At 70.4% G+C, this 18,167-nt stretch carries 16 protein-coding genes; 9 read left to right on the forward strand and 7 right to left on the reverse strand.

From position 1 onward, the window contains the following. Window positions 1-15 precede the first annotated feature (15 nt). Together ABEA81_RS22235 and ABEA81_RS22240 are read left to right on the forward strand one after the other, a co-directional pair. The gene (locus ABEA81_RS22235; RefSeq protein ID WP_345607194.1) at window positions 16-1,311 is read left to right on the forward strand and encodes an adenosylmethionine--8-amino-7-oxononanoate transaminase; all 1,296 of its coding nucleotides are present in this window, start codon (window positions 16-18) and stop codon (window positions 1,309-1,311) included. 184 nt (window positions 1,312-1,495) lie between these two features. After that, entirely contained in the window at window positions 1,496-2,290 is a 795-nt protein-coding gene (locus ABEA81_RS22240) for an LppU/SCO3897 family protein (RefSeq protein ID WP_345607195.1), read from the forward strand. A gap of 1 nt (window position 2,291) precedes the next feature. On the opposite strand, the gene ABEA81_RS22245 is transcribed toward ABEA81_RS22240, so the two are convergent. Genes ABEA81_RS22245 through ABEA81_RS22275 form a run of 7 tightly spaced genes read right to left on the reverse strand, consistent with a single transcriptional unit; the run spans window position 2,292 to window position 9,386 of the window. Further along, window positions 2,292-2,975, reverse strand: a complete 684-nt coding sequence (locus ABEA81_RS22245; protein WP_345607196.1) for an RraA family protein — start codon at window positions 2,973-2,975, stop codon at window positions 2,292-2,294. Between the two features lie 11 nt (window positions 2,976-2,986). Next, entirely contained in the window at window positions 2,987-4,141 is a 1,155-nt protein-coding gene (locus tag ABEA81_RS22250) for a mandelate racemase/muconate lactonizing enzyme family protein (RefSeq protein WP_345607197.1), read from the reverse strand. 48 nt (window positions 4,142-4,189) lie between these two features. Then, the gene (locus ABEA81_RS22255; RefSeq protein ID WP_345607198.1) at window positions 4,190-4,951 is read right to left on the reverse strand and encodes an SDR family NAD(P)-dependent oxidoreductase; all 762 of its coding nucleotides are present in this window, start codon (window positions 4,949-4,951) and stop codon (window positions 4,190-4,192) included. Window positions 4,952-4,980: 29 nt separating this feature from the next. Beyond that, complete coding sequence (locus tag ABEA81_RS22260; protein WP_345607199.1) at window positions 4,981-5,862, reverse strand: carbohydrate ABC transporter permease; 882 nt, start codon at window positions 5,860-5,862, stop codon at window positions 4,981-4,983. Next, window positions 5,850-6,773 carry a carbohydrate ABC transporter permease gene (locus tag ABEA81_RS22265; RefSeq protein ID WP_345607200.1) on the reverse strand — a complete coding sequence of 308 codons (924 nt, stop codon included), beginning with the start codon at window positions 6,771-6,773 and terminating at the stop codon, window positions 5,850-5,852. The genes ABEA81_RS22260 and ABEA81_RS22265 overlap by 13 nt, the downstream gene beginning before the upstream one ends. A 17-nt stretch (window positions 6,774-6,790) precedes the next feature. Then, window positions 6,791-8,089, reverse strand: coding sequence for an ABC transporter substrate-binding protein (locus ABEA81_RS22270; protein ID WP_345607201.1), 1,299 nt, complete (start codon window positions 8,087-8,089; stop codon window positions 6,791-6,793). Then, on the reverse strand, window positions 8,082-9,386 hold the full coding sequence (locus tag ABEA81_RS22275; RefSeq protein ID WP_345607202.1) for an AGE family epimerase/isomerase: 1,305 nt from the start codon (window positions 9,384-9,386) through the stop codon (window positions 8,082-8,084). The genes ABEA81_RS22270 and ABEA81_RS22275 overlap by 8 nt, the downstream gene beginning before the upstream one ends. Before the next feature lie 133 nt (window positions 9,387-9,519). Here ABEA81_RS22275 and ABEA81_RS22280 point away from each other — a divergent pair, with 133 nt between their 5' ends. The 7 genes from ABEA81_RS22280 to ABEA81_RS22310 all read left to right on the forward strand — a co-directional run bounded on the left by ABEA81_RS22280 (window position 9,520) and on the right by ABEA81_RS22310 (window position 18,029). Further along, window positions 9,520-10,305: a FadR/GntR family transcriptional regulator gene (locus tag ABEA81_RS22280; RefSeq protein ID WP_345607203.1), complete on the forward strand. Its 786-nt coding sequence runs from the start codon at window positions 9,520-9,522 to the stop codon at window positions 10,303-10,305. Window positions 10,306-10,360: 55 nt separating this feature from the next. After that, window positions 10,361-11,494 (forward strand): Gfo/Idh/MocA family protein, encoded by a 1,134-nt coding sequence (locus ABEA81_RS22285; protein ID WP_345607204.1) that lies wholly within the window; start codon window positions 10,361-10,363, stop codon window positions 11,492-11,494. A gap of 306 nt (window positions 11,495-11,800) precedes the next feature. Next, complete coding sequence (locus tag ABEA81_RS22290; RefSeq protein WP_345607205.1) at window positions 11,801-13,120, forward strand: extracellular solute-binding protein; 1,320 nt, start codon at window positions 11,801-11,803, stop codon at window positions 13,118-13,120. Further along, the gene (locus tag ABEA81_RS22295; RefSeq protein ID WP_345607206.1) at window positions 13,117-15,126 is read left to right on the forward strand and encodes an ABC transporter permease; all 2,010 of its coding nucleotides are present in this window, start codon (window positions 13,117-13,119) and stop codon (window positions 15,124-15,126) included. Before ABEA81_RS22290 ends, ABEA81_RS22295 begins: the two co-directional genes overlap by 4 nt. After that, on the forward strand, window positions 15,123-15,899 hold the full coding sequence (locus ABEA81_RS22300; protein ID WP_345607207.1) for an IclR family transcriptional regulator: 777 nt from the start codon (window positions 15,123-15,125) through the stop codon (window positions 15,897-15,899). Before ABEA81_RS22295 ends, ABEA81_RS22300 begins: the two co-directional genes overlap by 4 nt. Window positions 15,900-15,933: 34 nt before the next feature. Further along, complete coding sequence (locus tag ABEA81_RS22305) at window positions 15,934-16,758, forward strand: RraA family protein (protein ID WP_345607208.1); 825 nt, start codon at window positions 15,934-15,936, stop codon at window positions 16,756-16,758. Further along, window positions 16,755-18,029 carry a mandelate racemase/muconate lactonizing enzyme family protein gene (locus tag ABEA81_RS22310; RefSeq protein ID WP_345607209.1) on the forward strand — a complete coding sequence of 425 codons (1,275 nt, stop codon included), beginning with the start codon at window positions 16,755-16,757 and terminating at the stop codon, window positions 18,027-18,029. The genes ABEA81_RS22305 and ABEA81_RS22310 overlap by 4 nt, the downstream gene beginning before the upstream one ends. Window positions 18,030-18,167 lie beyond the last annotated feature (138 nt).

The following is an 18,167-nucleotide window of genomic DNA, read 5'->3' on the forward strand; positions in this document are numbered from 1 at the left end:
TACCGAGGAGACCCCGTGCCCACCGGTGACCTCACCCCCGATCAGCTGCTCGACCTCGACCGGCAGCACGTCTGGCACCCGTACTCGCCGATGCCCGGGGTGCGCCCGCCCTACCTGGTGGAGTCGGCGTCCGGCGTCCGGCTGCGGCTCGCCCAGCCGGTGGGCGGCGTGCGCGAGCTGGTCGACGGGATGGCGTCATGGTGGTCGGCGATCCACGGCTACGCCCATCCCGTGCTCGACGAGGCCGTGCGCGACCAGCTCGGGCGGATGAGCCACGTCATGTTCGGCGGGCTCACCCACGAGCAGGCGATCCGGCTGTCCGCCACGCTCGTGGAGATCACCCCGGACCCGCTGCAGCACGTCTTCCTCGCCGACTCGGGGTCGATCTCCGTCGAGGTCGCGATCAAGATGTGCCTGCAGTACTGGCGTTCCCGCGGCCGCCCGGAGCGGCAGCGGCTGCTCACCTGGCGCGGCGGCTACCACGGCGACACCTGGCACCCGATGTCCGTCTGCGACCCGGACGGCGGGATGCACCACATCTGGGCGGGCGCGCTGCCGGAGCAGGTCTTCGCCGACGCCCCGCCCCGGGAGTTCGAGCAGGCCTACGTCGAGCACCTCGCCGGCCTGCTCGCCCGGCACGCCAACGAGGTGGCGGCCATCATCGTCGAGCCCGTGGTGCAGAACGCGGGCGGCATGCGGTTCCACTCGCCGCGTTACCTGCGGGCGCTGCGCGAGCTCGCGGACGCCCACGACGTGCTGCTGGTGTTCGACGAGATCGCCACCGGCTTCGGGCGCACCGGCGAGCTGTTCGGCGCCGACCACGCCGGCGTCAGCCCGGACGTCATGTGCGTCGGCAAGGCCCTCACCGGCGGGTACCTCTCGATGGCCGCCACCCTGTGCACCCCCGAGGTGGCCGACGGGATCTCCCGCGGCGAGCTGTCCGTGCTCGCGCACGGGCCCACCTTCATGGGCAACCCGCTCGCGGCCGCTGCGGCGAACGCCTCGCTCGGCCTGCTGCTCGGCGGCGACTGGCGCGCCGGGGTGGCCCGGATCGAGAAGGTCCTGCACGCGGGCCTGGAGCCGGCCAGTGACCTGCCCGGAGTGCGCGACGTGCGTGCCCTCGGCGCCATCGGCGTGGTGCAGCTCGATCACGAGGTCGACGTCGCGGCCGCCACGGCCGCTGCCGTGCGGGAAGGCGTGTGGCTGCGCCCGTTCCGCGACCTCGTCTACACGATGCCGCCCTATGTCACGGACGACGACGACCTGGCCCGCATCTGCACGGCTGCGGTGGCCGCCGCCGCGGTGGGTTGATCGTCCATGGCCGCGCCGCACGTCACCGGGGTGGCGCTGCCGGTGGACGAGCGGCACGTTCGTCCCGCCCCATCGAACGAAGGTGCCGTTCGTACGAACTCATGCGGTGCGATCATCCTCACCGCCCCCAACCACCGGCGTGGAGCGCGGGTCTGCTGGGGTGATCCCGGAGGGGGAGGTCGAGATGGTGGTGCGTGTCCTGCTGCTGCTCGTCGTGGCGGTCCTGGCGGGCGGTGGTCTCACCGCCTGTTCGACCGGGCCGGAGACGGGCGACTGCGTCGAGAAGTCCGACGACACCTACGTGAAGGCCGACTGCGCGTCGGCGTCGTTGCGGGTGCTGCAGCGCCTCGACGACACGTCGGGCGACTGCATCGCCGTCGCCGGGGTGACCGAGAGCTTCTCCGACACCGGGTCGGGATCCACCCTCTGCATCGGCCCGCGGGACGTCGACCCGGCGGCCGCGATCAACGTGGCGGAGGAGGGCGACTGCGTGGTGGGCGTCGCGGCGAACGCCGACGTGCACCGGGTGGACTGCAGCGACGGCGCCGCCGAGGCCGTGGTGCTGCGCCGCATCGAGAACGCCACGACCATCGGCGGCATGGACCAGTGCTCGGACGTGCCGGGCACCAGCTCCAGCTACAGCTGGGACATGGTCACCACCGGCGACGACCCGTACGGGCTGAGCTCGATCGACAAGATGGGCGTCGACCTGCTGTTCTGCCTCGGCCCGCCCGGGGTCGACCCGAACTCCTCGCCGGACACCGCCCAGGTGGGCGACTGCCTGGCCGAGACGTCGGGCGACCCCGGGTACCAGAAGGTCGACTGCGCAGCGCCCTACGCCGCCTACCGCGTGGTGGAGCGGGTGGACAGCGGCATCATGGGCGTCGAGCTCGCCTGCGGGTCGTCGCCGGAGGCGACGTCGGGGATCCAGCGCGGCAGCGGATTCGACGGCTACGTCCTCTGCCTGGCCCCGAACTGATCTACAAGCGGCCGTACTTGTTGTAGACGTCGATCACCGGGACGCCCGCCTGCACCTCCTGCCGCACCTTGTCCTCGATGTCCTTGGCCTCCTCGGACTTCGCCAGCACCTCCTCGAGCGCGTCCTTCGGGATGACGAGGACGCCGTCCTCGTCGCCGAAGATCCAGTCGCCCGGGTTCACCCGCACCTGGCTGGTGAGGGTGCCGGTCATCGAGATCGGCACCTCGATGTCGCGGATTCGGGAGCGGCGCAGCGACTCGATAGGCGAGGTGTAGCGGGCGAAGACGCCGAGCCCGTCGATCTCCCGGACGAGCCGGCCGTCGCGGATGCCGCCGTCGATGACGACGCCGGTGGCACCGCGGGCGCGGCTGGCGTTGCTCATGAGCTCGCCCCAGATGCCGCTCTGGCGCTCGCCCGCCGCCCCGACGACCACCACGCAGCCGTCGTACATCTGCGTGAAGACGCCGAAGTCGGCGAGCTTCGTGTTCGGCGGCATCTCGTCGCGCTCGCGCATGTCCGGCCCTGCCATGACGGTGTAGGCGGGGCCTGCCACCTGCATGGAGCGGTCGAGGGGCGCGATCGCGAGGTCGAGGCACTGATGGGGCAGGCCCATCTCGTCCATGATGTCGTAGGCCACCGCCGTGTAGAGCGCCTTCAACCGCTTGGCGGTCCGGGCCACGTCCACGCCCGCCACCGTCATTCGAAGATCCCGAACCCGGGGACCGCGTGCTTGCGGACGCCGTCCATGTTGAGCTCGACGCCGATGCCGGGCGCGTCGGGCAGGGTGATGTAGCCGTCCTTGACGATCGAGCCGCTGCCGTCCGGGGCGTGCACGTAGCTGTCCCAGACCTCGCGCTCCTCGAGGGCGTGCCACTCCTGCACGAGGAAGTTCGGGATCGCGCCGCACTGGTGCGCCGTGGCCATGGTGCCCAGCGGCGTGGAGACCAGGTGCGGGGCGAACGGCACGTAGTGCATCTCGGCGAGGTTGGCGATCTTCTTCGCCTCGGCGAGCCCGCCGCACTTGGGCACGTCCGGCTCGATGACGTCGACGGCGCCCTTCTCGAGCAGCTCCCGGAAGCCCCAGCGCAGGTAGAGGTTCTCGCCCGCGCAGATGGGGGTGCGGGTCTGCGCGCGCACCCGTACCAGCGCGTCGATGTTCTCGGCCGGCACCGGCTCCTCGAGCCACATCAGGTTGAACGGCTCGAGCTCCCACGCGATCTTGCAGGCGCTCGGCACGTCGTAGCGGGCGTGCAGGTCGATGGCCAGGTCGACGTCCGGGCCGATCGCCTCGCGCACCGCCGCCACCCGCTCGACCATCGAGCGCAGCTCGGCGGCGTTGATGGTGTGGTTGTACTCGTCGTACTTGGCCGGGTGGTGCAGGTCGTCGATGTCGAACTTGATCGCGGTGAAGCCCTCGGAGACCATCCGCTGGGCGCGGTCGACGCAGCCGGAGACCGAGCCGCCGGGGTCGTCGCCGTCGCCGCAGTCGGCGTAGATCCGGATCCGGTCGCGGAACTTCCCGCCGAGCATCCGGTGCACCGGCTGGCCGGCCGCCTTGCCCGCGATGTCCCACAGCGCCAGCTCGATGCCGGACATGGCGATCACGAACACGCCCGCCTGCGGGCCCGCGAAGACGCGGCGCCGCAGCTTCTCCCAGCACCGCTCCACGTTGCGCGGGTCCTCGCCGATCAGCAGGTGCTTGAACGTGTCGATCAGCCCCACGACGCCGCCCGCGCCCGCGTCCGGGTTCGCCTCGCCGTAGCCGGTGATGCCCTCGTCGGTGTCGATCCGCACGAGCGTGGCCTGTCCGTGGTACGCGACCACCGCCGTCGTGATGTTGACGATTCTCATGCTTCTCCTTCCGGCCCTCGCGGGCCGAGTGGACGAACTACCTGCCGGTCAGGCGATGAGCTGGCCGCCGGACACGTTGATCTCGATGCCGACGGCGTGCTGCGCGCGGTCGGAGGCGAGGAAGACGACCCAGTTGGCGACGTCGTCGGGTTGGCCGATGCGGCCGATGAGGGTGTTCTCCAGGAGGCGCTCGCGGGCGCCGGGGGCGGACATCCACCCTTGCGTCATCGGCGTCTCGACGTTGCCGGGGGAGACGCAGTTGACGTTGATGTTGTACGGGGCGGCGAACCGCGCGAGGTCCTTCGTGTAGGCGAGGATCCCGCCGAACGCGGCGTCGTAGCCGGGGATGTTCGCGACCGTGCCGTGCGCCGTGAAGGAGCACATGTTCACGATCTTCCCGTAGCGCCGCTCCATCATCCCGGGGAGCACGGACTGGCATCCCCGGAAGACGCCGGAGAGGTGCCCCTCGATCTGGCGGTGCCATTCGTCGTCGTCGGTGTCCACGTGCCCGCTGACGGGCCCGGGGGCGGGACCGGCGATGTTGCAGAGGATGTCGACGGGGCCGAGGTCCTCCTCGACGGACCGCACGACCTCCTGCCAGTTGGCCCGGCTGGCGACGTCGAGCGCGTAGCCGCGGCACGACCCCGACCCGCCGCCGAGCTCCTTCATCGCGGTGGCGACGCCCGCCTCGTTGATGTCGGCGCCGGCGACCCGCACACCCTCGGCCGCGAGGGTCGTGGCGACCGCCCTGCCGAAGCCGGACGCGGCGCCCGTCACGATCGCCACCTTGCCGTCGAGTGAAAGATCCACTGGTTGTCACATCTCCTTGTCGAAACCGGTCAGCCGCGGACCGCGCCCGCGACGAGCCCCTTGACGAGATAGCCCTGGGCGAACCACACGAAGAGCAGGGTCGGGACGACCATCAGCACGCCGGCCGCCGACATCGGGCCCCAGTCGATGCCGAACTGGGTGACGAAGTTCGTGAGGCCGACCGGGAGCGTCTGGGCTGCCTCGCTCGAGGTCAGCGTGAGCGCCAGTAGCAGGTCGTTCCAGGTGAACAGGAACGTCAGCACGGCGCTCGCGGCGATCCCCGGTCCGATGAGCGGGGCGACGACGAACACGAGCTTGCGGATCACACCCGCGCCGTCGATCTCGGCCGACTCCTCGATCTCCTTCGGCAGGTCCTGGATGAAGGCCATGAGCAGCCAGATCGCCACCGGCAGCTTCGAGGCCGCGTGGGTGAGGACGAGCCCCAGCACCGTGTCCAGCAGGCCGATCCCGGAGAACACGGAGAACAGCGGGATGGCGAGCGCGATCACCGGGATCATCCGCATGATCAGCAGGACCGTGATCACGACCTTGACCCCGGGCAGCCGGAACCGCGCGAGCACGTACGCGCACGGCAGCGCGAGCACCGTCACCAGTGCCACCGTCGCGAGCGAGACCGCGATGGAGTTCCAGACGTAGTCGGCCATCTCGTACTCGGTGAACACGGTGACGTACTGGTCGAGCGTCACCGTGCTCGGCAGCAGCTGGACCGGCACCGCGAACAGCTCGTCGGAGGTGCGCAGGGACGTGAGCAGCAGCCAGACCAGCGGGAAGATCGACACCAGCACCGTCAGCACGAGCACGACGTAGCGGGCGACCAGGCCCACGGTGGCGCCCGTTCGGCGCGGGTGCACCGGTACCGGTCTGGTGGTCTCGAGCGTCAAGCCTGCCATGCCGCCGACCTCCGTGCGGTGAGCCGCGGGATCCCGTAGAGGAGCGCGAGTACGAGCAGGGACAGGACGAGCGCCACGTACGACACGGCCGCGGCGTGGCCGAAGTCGACGCTCTGGAAGGCCAGCTTGTAGGCCTCGACCGTGAGGAGGTTCGAGGCGTTGCCGGGCCCGCCCTGCGTCATCAGCCAGACGACGTCGAACGTCCGGAACAGGTCGATGATCCGGATCATCAGGGCGATCACGACGACCGGCCGCATCAGCGGCAGCACGATCGACCAGAACGTGCGCCACGCCGATGCGCCGTCCACCGCCGCCGCCTCGAGGGGCTCGCGCGGGATCGCCTGGAGCCCGGCGAGGAACAGCAGCACGAGCAGCGGCGTGTTCTGCCACGCGCTGGCGATGATCACCGAGACCAGTGCCCACCCGGGGTCGGACAGCCACGGGATCGCCGGGAGCCCCAGCCGGACGAGCACGGCGTCGATCAGCCCGTACTGCTCGTTGAACAGCCACCGGAAGTTCAGCCCGACCACCGCAGGCGCCACCATCGGCGGGATCAGCAGCAGGGTGCGGGCCGGCCGCAGCCCGCGCAGCTTGCTGCTGAGCAGCACCGCGATCGCCATGCCGCCCACCACCTCGATCACGAGCGACGCCACGGTGAAGATCACCTGGTTGCGCAGCGTCTGGCCGAAGGAGGTGCCGGTGAACAGGTCGGTGTAGTTGCTCAGGCCGAGGAACGGGCTCTCCGCGGAGTTCAGGTCCCAGCGGAAGAAGCTCATCACGAACGACTGGCCGAGCGGGTACAGGAAGATGACCAGCATCAGCAGGATCGCGGGTGCCGCCAGGGTGTAGCCGGTGAGCCACTTCGGCGTCGTCCGCGAGCGCCCGGCGACCGGCGCTCGCGGACGGGACATCTGGGAGGTGGCCATCGTCAGCGCAGCGCCCCCGCCTGCTGCAGGATGCGGGTGCTCTCGGCGGCGGCGGCGTCGAGCGCGGCCTGCGGGCTCATCTGGTCGCTCAGCGCGTTCTGCACCGCCGTCTGCACGACCGTCGAGACCTTGTCGAAGCCGGGCACCTTCGGCCACTCCTTGCCGTTGTCGATCGTGGTGCGCAGGTCGGCGAGCCATTGGTGCTCCATGCCCTGCGCCTGGCTGGTCACCTGCTCGGCCGTCGACCTGCGGCTCGGGTAGTTCTTGAACTCCGCGTACTGGTCGACCAGGGCCTCCGGGGTGACCGTGAACTTCAGGAACTGGGCGGCCGCGTCCTTCTTGCGGGAGTACTTGTTGATCGCGAGACCGTGCGAGATCGCACAGGAGGTGCCGGTCTTGTGGCTCGGCATCGGCGCTGTCGCGTACTTGTCCGAGACGGTGGACAGCGACGGGTCACCGAAGCTGGCGTACGCGCCCGGCCAGTCGAAGACGGCGGCGCAGGTTCCGTTCGTGAAGCCTGCCGAGTTCTCGTTCCACTGGTAGGTGACCACGTCCGACGGCGTGACCCGGTACTGCTGGATGAGGTCTCGGTAGAACGTCAGCGCCTCGACGCCCGCCGGCGAGTTGAACGTGACGTTGTTGTTCTGGTCGAGCCACTCGCCACCCGCCTGCCAGAGGAAGTCGGCGAACTGGCGCTGCGCCGGGTCGCCCTGACCGGGCAGCACCAGGCCGAACTGCCCGCCGCTGGTGAGCCGCTGCCCGACGGACACCAGCTCCTCCCACGTCGTCGCGGGCTGCACGCCCGCTGCCTCGTAGAGGTCGCGCCGGTAGTACTGGGTGCGCGCGTCCATGTTGCGCGGGATCGCGGCCAGCTCCCCGGAGGCCGGGTTCGTCATGTACTGGATCGCGACGGGGAAGAAGTCCGCGAGGTCGGCCTGGTCGAAGTAGTTGTTGAGCGGCTCGAAGTGCGGGAAGAAGGCCCCGATCTGCGCCGTGTGGGTGCTGTAGACGTCGTACTGCGTGCTCCGCGCGGCGGCGAGCGTGATCTCCTTGGACGTGAGCGGCGTGAACTGGAGCAGGTCGTACTTGACCGTGATCCCGGTCTGCTGCGTGAACGCTGACGTGACCTTCTCCCAGTAGGCCGGGTAGCGGTCGCCGCCGGTGATGAGCAGGGCGTCGATCTCGGTGACCGGGCCGTCGGAGCCACCGCCGCAGGCGGCCAGGAACGGCCCGACCGCGGCGCCCGCGGCGAGCGCCATCGAGCCACCGAGGAACCGGCGCCTGCTCAGGGCACTAGACATGATGCGTACCTCCCATGGGAACCTCCTCGTCGAGGTTTTTCAGGTCGAGGTCTTTCAGGTCGGGGCTTCTCAGCTGCCCTTGCGAATGCCCCTGCCCCGCGTACGAGCGGAGGACCTCGGCACACGCGCCGGCGGCGTGGTAGTCGGGTTCGAAGGCGTCGCCCTTGCGGAGGTCGCGGCGGGCGGCGCGGGGCTCGGCGGCGACGAACCAGCCGCCGTGCTCGTGATCGGCCAGGTGGGTCAGCGCGTGTTCCCACGCGCGGTCGGAGAAGTGCCGGTAGCCCTCGTCGCCGGTGCGCTCGAGCAACACGGCCGCGGCCCCGATCGCCTCCGCGGGTGCCCAGTAGGCCGATGCCGGATGGCTGACGGTCAGGTCCCGGCGCAGGCCGCTGGCGAAGCCGCCCCGCGCGGGGAGCCAGCCGTGGTCCCAGGCCAGCCGGTGCAGGTGCACCGCCTGGGGCAGCAGCCACTCCGCAGGGTCGTGGCGGGCGAGGATCCCGAGCAGCTTCGCCCACTCGACCTGGTGCCCGGGTGAGATCCCGAACGCGCTCTCGACGCTCACCGGGTCGCGCGGCGCCTCCGCCCAGTCGGGCGACCAGTCCTCCTGGTAGTTCTCCCACACGAACCCGCCGATGCCGGTGGGGATCCGGCGCGCGATGGCGTCCGCGATGCGGTAGGCGCGGTGCAGGTCGCTCGGGTCGCCGGAGGCGTCGTAGGCGGCGAGGAACGCCTCGCAGAGGTGCATGTTGGCGTTCTGGCCGCGGTAGGGCGACACCTCGGTCCAGTCCGCCGAGGTCGTGTTGACGGCCAGGTGGCCGCCGCGCAGGAGCTTCTCCTCGCAGATCTCGCGGGCCTCGTCGAGCAGCTCCCGCCCGCCCGGCACGCCGGCGCTCGTCGCCGTGGCGCCCGCGAGGAGCACGAAGGCGTGCCCGTACGCCTCCTTGCGCGGGTCGGCCACCTCGATGCCGGTGCCCGTCACGCGCAGCACCCAGTGGTAGCCGCCGTGCCGGCGGTCCCGATGGGCGCGGGTGAGGAACTCCAGCGCCTCGGCCGCGGCCCCCGCGGACCTGCTGCCCGCGCCGTGCAGCACGCCGAGCGCGAACTGGACGACGAACCGGGCACTGGCCACGAGGTGCCGGGTGCCGCCGTCGCGGACCGTGCCGTCGGCGAGCACCTGCGAGACGAAGCCGCCGGTGCGCGGGTCCCGGGTTCCCGCCCAGAAGTCGAGGATGCCGGCCAGGTGGGCGCGCACGACGTCGGGGGTGCGGAACGCGGCCGCACGAGCTGCGGGTTCCATGTGTGCTCGCCCCCTGGGGTCGCCGACGCTGGGACTGGAGGCGGTGGTCGACCGCCTGGGCGGCGCGCCCCGGCTGCGGGATTTTCCGGGTGCCAGGGGCGCGGAGGGTCAGCTTGTCCTATAAGCTGATGACATGCACAGGAGACAAGAGTCCTCGGACGCTGTCAAGGTCCGGACTCTCCCGGTGCAGGTGGCCGCCCACCTCACCCGGCGCATCGTCAACGGTGAGATCGGCGAGGGCAGGGCGCCTTCCGAGCTGGACATCTCCCGGGAGTTCGGTGTCTCGCGGGTGGTGGCGCGCGAGACGCTCAAGATCCTCGCGTCGCTCGACATCGTCGACATCGCGCAGGGGCGGCGGGTCACGGTCCGGCCGCGCGCCGAGTGGGACTACCTGAGTCCGCTGCTGGTCGAGTGGCTGCCGGAGGAGCTCGTCGACGAGCTGCTGCAGGAGCTGCTCGAGGTGCGGGTGCTGTTGGAGCCGGAGCTCGCCGCGATGGCGGCGGCCGGCATCACCGACGAGACGCTGGCCCGCCTCCGCGCCGAGCTCGACCGGATGGCGGGGCTCGAGGACGATCCGGACGCCTACCTCGAGGTCGACCACGAGTTCCACATGGAGATCTGCCGGGCGGCGAACAACCGGATCCTCGATCGGATCATGTACTCGGCCCGCTGGCTGGGCACCGCGAGCCGCCGCGTCACCAACCAGGCGAGCCCGGACAGCCTGCGGCGCGCCACCGAGGCGCACGCCCAGGTCTTCACGGCGCTGCAGGCGCGGGACCCGGACGCGGCCCGGGAGACCATGCGCGCCCACCTGCTCCGCAACTCGCCGATCCTCGCGGCGAAGCAGCGGGGCGAGCGCGGCCCGGCGCAGGACGTCGGCAGCGCGCGGGGCGGCACCGACGAGGGCATGGCCCAGTAGCCGGTCGCACGCCGCGGCGGGCGGATCCGAAATCGAAGAGGAGGACGGGTGAGGCATGGCAGCGGTGGGTGAGGGTCCGATCCGGCTCGGGCTGATCGGAACCGGGTTGGCGGTCGAGAAGCTGCACTGGCCTGCGCTGCGCCGGATGCCGGACCGGTTCGTCGTCACGGCGTTCGCCGACCGGTCGCCCGAGCAGGCGGCGCGCTTCGCGGCCTACAGCGGCGTCGACGCCGCCCGGTCCCACGAGGACCACCGCGACCTGCTCGCCCGCGACGACGTCGACGCGGTGCTGGTCTCGGTGCCGATCCCGCTGCTCTACGGGATCGCGCGGGACGCGCTGGTCGCGGGCAAGCACCTGCTGTGCGAGAAGCCGACCGGTACCGACGAGGAGCAGGCGAGGGCGTTCCTCGCGTTCGAGCGCGAGTTCCCGGACCGCGTGGTGCTGGTCGGGGAGAACTACTTCTACCGCGACGACATCCGGCACGCCCGCGCGCTGGTCGACGACGGCGCCATCGGCAAGCTGCACCTCATGGCGTACCGGCGTGCCGGTCAGCTCGTGCCGCGCGAGGGCCGGTTCACCAGCACGCCGTGGCGGCAGCAGCCGCAGTACCGCGGCGGCGTGCACCTCGACGCGGGCGTGCACGACATCGCCCAGATCCGCATGCTCTGCGGTGATGCGGTGCGGGTGCACGGGGCGGTGCAGTGGGCCAACAGCACGATCGACTCGCCGTCGGACCTCGCGCTGAACCTGACGTTCGCCGGCGGCGCGATCGGCAACTACACCGCGTGCTACTCCGAGGTGCCGGTGCCCGCGGAGCCGAACGACATGCGCCTCTACGGCACGGAGGGCGTGCTCGTGCTGTCCGGGCCGGACGCGGAACGGCGGGTGACGCTCCTGCGGGCCGACGGCACCACCAGGAGCGACGTCTTCCGCGGCATCGACAACGGCTACTACGCCGAGCTCTGCGACTTCTCCGACGCGGTGCGCCACGGCGGCCCGGTGGTCGGGACGATCGCGCAGAGCGTGGCGAACATGCGGATCGTCCTCGCGGCGCTGGACTCCGCGAAGGAGGCCGCGGTCGTCGAGCTCGACAACCCCACCGAGGGGGGCGTTCCGCTGTGGCGCCCGCGGGGGTCCGCGGGTCTCTTCGACGGCCTCCCCGGGACGCGCGAGATCTCGGCCGAATGACCCGTTGACACGCGCCTTGGTCACCCATAGTGTGACCGCGATCGCACTACCCGGCACGGCGTTCCACTAGGCGAAAAGCTCGCTCCTGGCGCAAGGGCGGATGCGGGTCCCCCCGAAGGGCTCGTGCCTCCCGACCCGGTCGGCAGCACATCACCCGAAGACACCTGGTCTCACCGCAAGGACGCGGGAGGAGTCGTCATGGCACAGAAGTCCGGACTCGTTTGGTCGAGGCGGAAGTTCCTGGGAATGAGCGCGCTCGGAGCTGTCGGGCTCACGGCGTGCGGCGGCCAGCCCGCCGCTCCCAAGGTGGATGTTCAGGTTCCGCAGGCGGTGCTCGACGCCGCGGCGCCCTACCGCGGCGGCTCGGTGGGGATGCTCTCCCAGAAGCTGTACTCCGAGGCCGCCAACCAGGCCCTCGACCGCTCGCTGCAGGCGTTCGCGCAGGCCACCGGCACCACCGTGCAGAACGACCTGGTGTCGGGTGACGCCGGCGACATGGTGGCCAAGATGGACGCCGACGTGAAGGCGAGCACCACCCGGGACCTGGCCTTCATGAGCGACTCCCGGTTCGTCGGCCAGCTCCACAACCTCGGCGACCTCACCGACGTCACCGACGTGGTCGAGGAGATGAAGGGGCTCTACGGCGAGCCGGCCACCGAGGCCACCAACTACTGCGTGTTCGACGGCCGCTGGTACGCGATCCCGTACCACTTCATCGCGTCCGGGATGTACCTGCGCAAGGACTGGTACCAGGAGAAGGGCATCGCGCTGAAGCCCTACTACAGCTGGGAGGAGCTGCGCGACAACGCCCTCGAGGTGTCCGACCCGTCGAAGCGGCGCTTCGGCTGGGGCATCACGGTGAACCGTTCCGGCGACGCCAACGGGTTCATCGAGAACGTCGTCAACACCTACGGCGGCGCGATCGCGGACAACACCGGGCAGAAGGTGACGTTCAACTCGCCGGAGACCGTCAAGGCCGTCGAGTTCATCGGTGACATCTACTCCAATCCGAAGTACAAGCCGATGCTCCCGCCCGGGATCGAGAGCTGGACCGATTCCAGCAACAACGAGAACTGGCTGGCCAACATTCTCGGGCTCACCCTGAACCAGTTCAGCGTCTACGCCGACTCGAAGACCAAGGGCAACCCGGTCTACCCGAACACGCACGTGATCAGCGGCGCCACCGGCCCGGCGATCGACCGCCCGCTGGCATACGGCCAGTCGAACTCGTTCGTCATCTTCAAGGGAGCCAAGAACCCCGACCTGGCCAAGCAGGTGGCGAAGTTCATGGTGAGCGGCACCGCCCTGCTGGGTGTCGCGCAGGGCGCGCCCTGCCTGGTCAACCCGGCGTGGGACAAGGTGTGGGACTCCGACCCGTACTACTCCAACGGTGACCCGGCGTTCGGCCCGATCCGCGAGCAGACCAGGACAGCGCTCCCCATGACCACGTCCACCGGCTTCTCGTTCCCGCAGCCGCCGAGCCCCGGGCAGCAGGCGGCGGTGGCCGCCTACCTGCTGACCGACATGATGCAGTCGGTGGTCCAGGGCACCCCCGCGGCGAAGGCGGTGGCCACTACCCACGACCGCATGGTCCAGATCTTCGAGCAGCAGGGCCTCAAGCAGTGACCGTTCTGCGCCCGCGGCCGTCGCCAGCCCGCTCGAGCACCGCCACGGCGTCCTCGCTCACCGGCACTCAGCGGAGGCTCGGGCGCGACTGGCGCCTCGCCACGGCGTTCCTCGCACCCGCCGGGCTCCTGATCGCCGCGCTGATCCTGTTCCCGATCATCAGCGGGATCGTCACGAGCACCACCGAGCGGCACGGGGCGGAGTCCGTCTTCGTCGGGCTGGACAACTACACCGCACTCGTCCACGACACGGTGTTCCACACCGGCGTGATCAACTCGTTCGTCTTCACCGCGTACGCCGAGATCTTCAAGGTGGTGCTCGGCCTCATCGCGGCGCTGATGCTGCACCACATGCGCAAGGGCCGCGCGATCCTCGCCGGGATCATCCTGCTGCCGTGGGTCGTGCCGACGGTCGTCACCGCGTTCACCTGGCGGTCGCTGTTCGACCCGATCTTCGGCAGCGTCAACGTGGTGCTCACCGACTCCGGGATCGGGCCGATGCTCGCCGCGATCGGGCTCGTCGACAGCTGGCCCGCGGAGTGGCTGTCCGACCCCGCGCTCGCGATGCCGGCGGTCATCCTGGTGAACGTCTGGAAGGGCATCCCGTTCTTCACGGTGACCTTCCTCGCCGGGCTGAAGGCGATCGACAGCACCCTCTACGAGGCGGCCGAGGTGGACGGCGCCACTCCGTGGCAGCGCTTCCGGCACGTGACACTGCCGGGCCTGCGCCACGTCATGATCGTCACGGTGCTGCTGTCGTCCATCTGGACGTTCAACAACTTCGACCTGATCTGGCTGATGACCCAGGGCGGTCCCGGCGACGCCACGGCGCCGTACGTGATGGTGGCCTACTCCAAGGCCATCCAGCAGTTGCAGTTCGGCGCGGGCGCGGCGGTCACCCTGGTGATGCTGCCGATCATCGGCATCCTCGTGGTCATCCTGGTGCGGCTGATGCGCCGCAGCGACCTGCCGGGCACCAGCGACCTCGGACGCAGCCGGCTCACCCCCGCGCAGCGCAAGGCGATGCCGTGGGTGTGGCTCGCCATCGCCACCGTGGCGCTGGCCTGGGCGTCGCCGCAGATCATCTGGAAAGCCGTGCTCGTGCTGGGCGTGTTCGTGCTGCTCGCCGCGGTGATCGGCCGGGTCGTCTCCACGCTGGCCGCGCGGGGCAACCAGATGGCGGCCCGGCTGGTGAACGGCGTCAGCTCGGGCGCCGCGCTCATCGCGCTGCTGGGGTTCGTGCTCGCCCCGCTGTACTGGATGACGGTCACGGCGTTCAAGTCGGATACCCAGATCGTCATGCGCACCAGCGACCTGTGGCCCACGCCGTGGAGCACCGAGCAGTTCACCAACCTCTTCTCCGGCCGGGAGTTCGGCACCTGGTACATCAACACCGTCCTGGTGGCCACGGCGTCCACCGTGATCGCGCTGATCTGCGCCGCGCTCGCCGGCTACGCGCTGGCGCGGCTGAAGTTCCGCGGCTCGGAGAGCTTCACGGTGACGATCCTGCTCACCTACGTGATGCCCGGGGCGCTGTTGTTCATCCCGCTCTACCAGATGATGAGCGGCGTCGGGCTGAACGACTCCCTGTGGTCGCTCGTGATCACGTACCCGACGTTCACGCTGCCGTTCGCGACCTGGTTGCTCGTGGGCTACTTCAAGTCGATCCCGGCCGACCTGGAGGAGTCGGCGCTGGTCGACGGCTGCACGCGGTTCGGTGCGTTCGTGCGGATCGTGCTGCCGCTCGCGAAGCCGGGCCTGCTGGCGGTCGCGCTGTTCACGCTCACCAACGCGTGGAACGAGTTCCTGTTCGCCTTCGTGTTCATCACCCGGGACGACTACAAGACGCTGCCGGTCGGCATGCAGTCGATGATCTTCGGTGACGTGGTGCCGCAGGGTCAGCTGGCGGCGGCGTCGCTGTTGATCAGCATCCCGGTGGTGCTCATGTACGCGTTCGGCCAACGGTTCTTGACCGAGGGACTGACGGCGGGTGCCGTGAAGGGATGACCTCAGCAGTTCCCACCCGCCGGGGCCGCACCAGCGCAGCGGGTACGTCCGTCGAGAAGGCCATGCGGATCCTGGAGGCGCTCGCCGTGCCCGGCGGTCCGCACCGGCTGATGGACGTGGCCGAGCGCGCGGCGGTTCCCCGCTCCACGGCCTACCGGGTGCTGTCCACGCTCACCGCGGAGGGATTCGCGGAGAACTGCGGCGACGGGCGCTACGGCGTCGGGGGCCGCCTGTCCGGGCTCGGCGCGCAGCTCGTGTCGGTCGTGTCGGCCGGAGTCGGGCCCGCGCTGCGCCGGCTGCAGGAGGGCGCGGGCGGCAACACGGTGCACCTGGCGGTCCGCGTCGGCGACCACGCCGTGTACCTGCACAAGGTCGACAGCGACAAGCCGTACGAGATGCGCTCGCGGGTGGGCAACCAGCTGATGCTGCACTGCACCGCGATCGGCAAGGCGGTGCTCGCGCACCTCCCGCCCGACGAGGTGGATGCGGTGGTGGCCTCGGCCGGGATGCCGGCCAGGACCCCGGCCACGATCACCGACCTCCCGGCCCTGCACGCCGAGCTGGCCGCGGTGCGCGAGCGCGGTTTCGCGATCGACGACGAGGAGAACGAGGCCACCGTGCGCTGCCTCGGCGCCGCGATCCTCGACCGGGCGGGCCGGCCTCGCGGGGGGGTGAGCATCTCGACGGTGACGTTCGCGGTCGACCGCGCCGAGCTGCTCGGCTACGCGCCGCTGTTGAAGGCCACCGTTCACGGAATGACCGATCTGATCTAGCCATGGAACGAGCGAGGAAGAAGGCGAAGCGGACGTGCGCATCCATCCCGGCAAGGACGACCTCGAGGAGCTCACCGGCGAGTGGACCGGTGAGCGCTTCGGGTCGGGCCGGCCCCGCGTGCCCGACGAGGTGCTGGCGAGCCTGAGGCTCGCCACCACGGAGGAGGCGTGGGGTCACCTGTTCCAGGCCGGTTACGTGCGGCAGTTCGCCGGCGACTGGCGTGAGACGCACCCGGGCACGGTGATCGTCGGCCGGGCGGTGACGGCCCAGTTCCTGCCGCACCGGCCCGATTTCGACGCCGTGGTCGTGGCCGCGGGTGCCCGGGAGGGGCACCTGGAGGGCGACCGCCAGAACTCCTGGGTGATCGAGACCCTGGAGAACGGCGACATCATGGTCGTCGACATCTTCGGCAAGGTCGTCGAGGGCACCGTGGTGGGCGACAACCTGGGCACGGCGGTGGCCTCCCGCACCGGCGTGGGTGCGGTGATCGACGGCGGGATCCGCGACCTGCAGGGCCTGCAGCAGCTGCCCGGGGGCGTCAACATCTTCCACCGCGCGGTGGACCCGACGCCGATCCGCGGCGTCACGCTGGCCGGCATCAACATCCCGATCCGGATCGGTGGGGCCACCGTGCTGCCGGGTGACGTCATCCTCGGCACGCCGACGGGGGTGGCCGTGATCCCCGCGCACCTGGCCGAGGCGGTGGCCGCCACCAGCGAGGACACCCGCATCCGCGACGTGTTCGGCAAGCAGCGGTTGTCCGAGCGCCGCTACACGAGCGCCCAGATCGACGTTCCGACCTGGGCCGATGACATCGAGGCCGATTTCCAGCAGTGGCGCAAGGAGCAGAAGGCATGAGTGCCAGCACGATCAGCGAGGAGTACGTCAGCACCGCGTCGCGGCCCAGTGATCTGCGGATCACCGATGTGCGGGTGGCGAACCTGCACGGGGTGCCGTTCCGCTCGTCGATCATCCGGATCGACACCAACCAGGGGTTGGTCGGCTGGGGGGAGGTGCGCGACCAGGCCAGCGCCACCTATGCGCTGATGCTCAAGAGCCGCATCGTGGGTGAGAACCCGTGCAACCTGGACAAGGTGTTCCGCAAGATCAAGCAGTTCGGGCACCACGGCCGCCAGGGCGGTGGGGTGTCCGGCATCGAGATGGCGTTGATGGACCTGGCCGGCAAAGCCTACGGGGTGCCGGCGTACGCGCTGGTGGGTGGCAAGTTCCGCGACACCGTGCGCTGCTATGCCGATACCCCGTCGCTGGCGGATCCGCAGGAGATGGGGCAGCGGCTGCTGGAGCGCAAGCAGCGCGGGTTCTCGATGCTGAAGATGGATGTGGGTATCTCGCTGTTGTGGGACGTGCCGGGCACGTTGATCGCGCCGCCGGGGGCGCGGGAGGACGTGACCACGATGCACCCGTTCACCGGGATCCAGGTCACCCCGAAGGGGGTGGAGTACCTGGCCGGCTACGTGGAGACGGTGCGGTCGATCGTGGGGTACGACGTGGCGATCGCGGCGGATCATTTCGGGCACATCGCGTTGGACTCGTGCATCCGGATCGGGCGGGCCCTGGAGCCGTTCACGTTGGCCTGGATCGAGGACCTGATCCCGTGGCAGTTCACCGACCAGTGGCGTCAGCTGACCGAGGCGGTGGCGGTGCCGACCTGCACGGGGGAGGACATCTACCTGACCGAGGGGTTCAAGCCGCTGTTGGATGCGGGGGCGATCCGGGTGGTGCACCCGGACCCGGCCACCTCGGGTGGGATCGCGGAGACCAAGCGGTTGGGCGACTACGCGCAGGAGCGTGGGGTGGCGATGGCGTTGCACCTGGCGGCGTCGCCGGTGGCGACGATGGCGTGTGTGCACCTGGCGGCGGCCACCGAGAACTTCCTGGCGTTGGAGCACCACGCCGCGGACGTGCCGTTCTGGAGTGAGCTGGTCACCGGGCTGCCGCGGCCGTTGATCCAGGACGGGCACATCACGGTGCCCGACACCCCCGGTCTCGGGTTCGGTGACATCAACGAGGAGCTGTTCCGCCAGCAGTTGGATCCCCGCGACCCGGTGTACTTCACCGACACCGCGCACTGGGACGGCGAGACCAGCCACGACCGGCTCTGGAGCTAGTGCCCCCCGCCGGAAGTCCGCCGAATAATTCGGCGGCCCAGCCCCACGCTGCGCGCACCGGCCGACGTCCCGAGTACGCCCGGTACGAGGGCCGCCGCCCGGCACACGCAGCGAGAACCTGGATCCACCGACTTACCC

It is taken from the genome of Pseudonocardia adelaidensis (assembly GCF_039543345.1).
Classification (GTDB): Bacteria; Actinomycetota; Actinomycetes; order Mycobacteriales; family Pseudonocardiaceae; genus Pseudonocardia; species Pseudonocardia adelaidensis.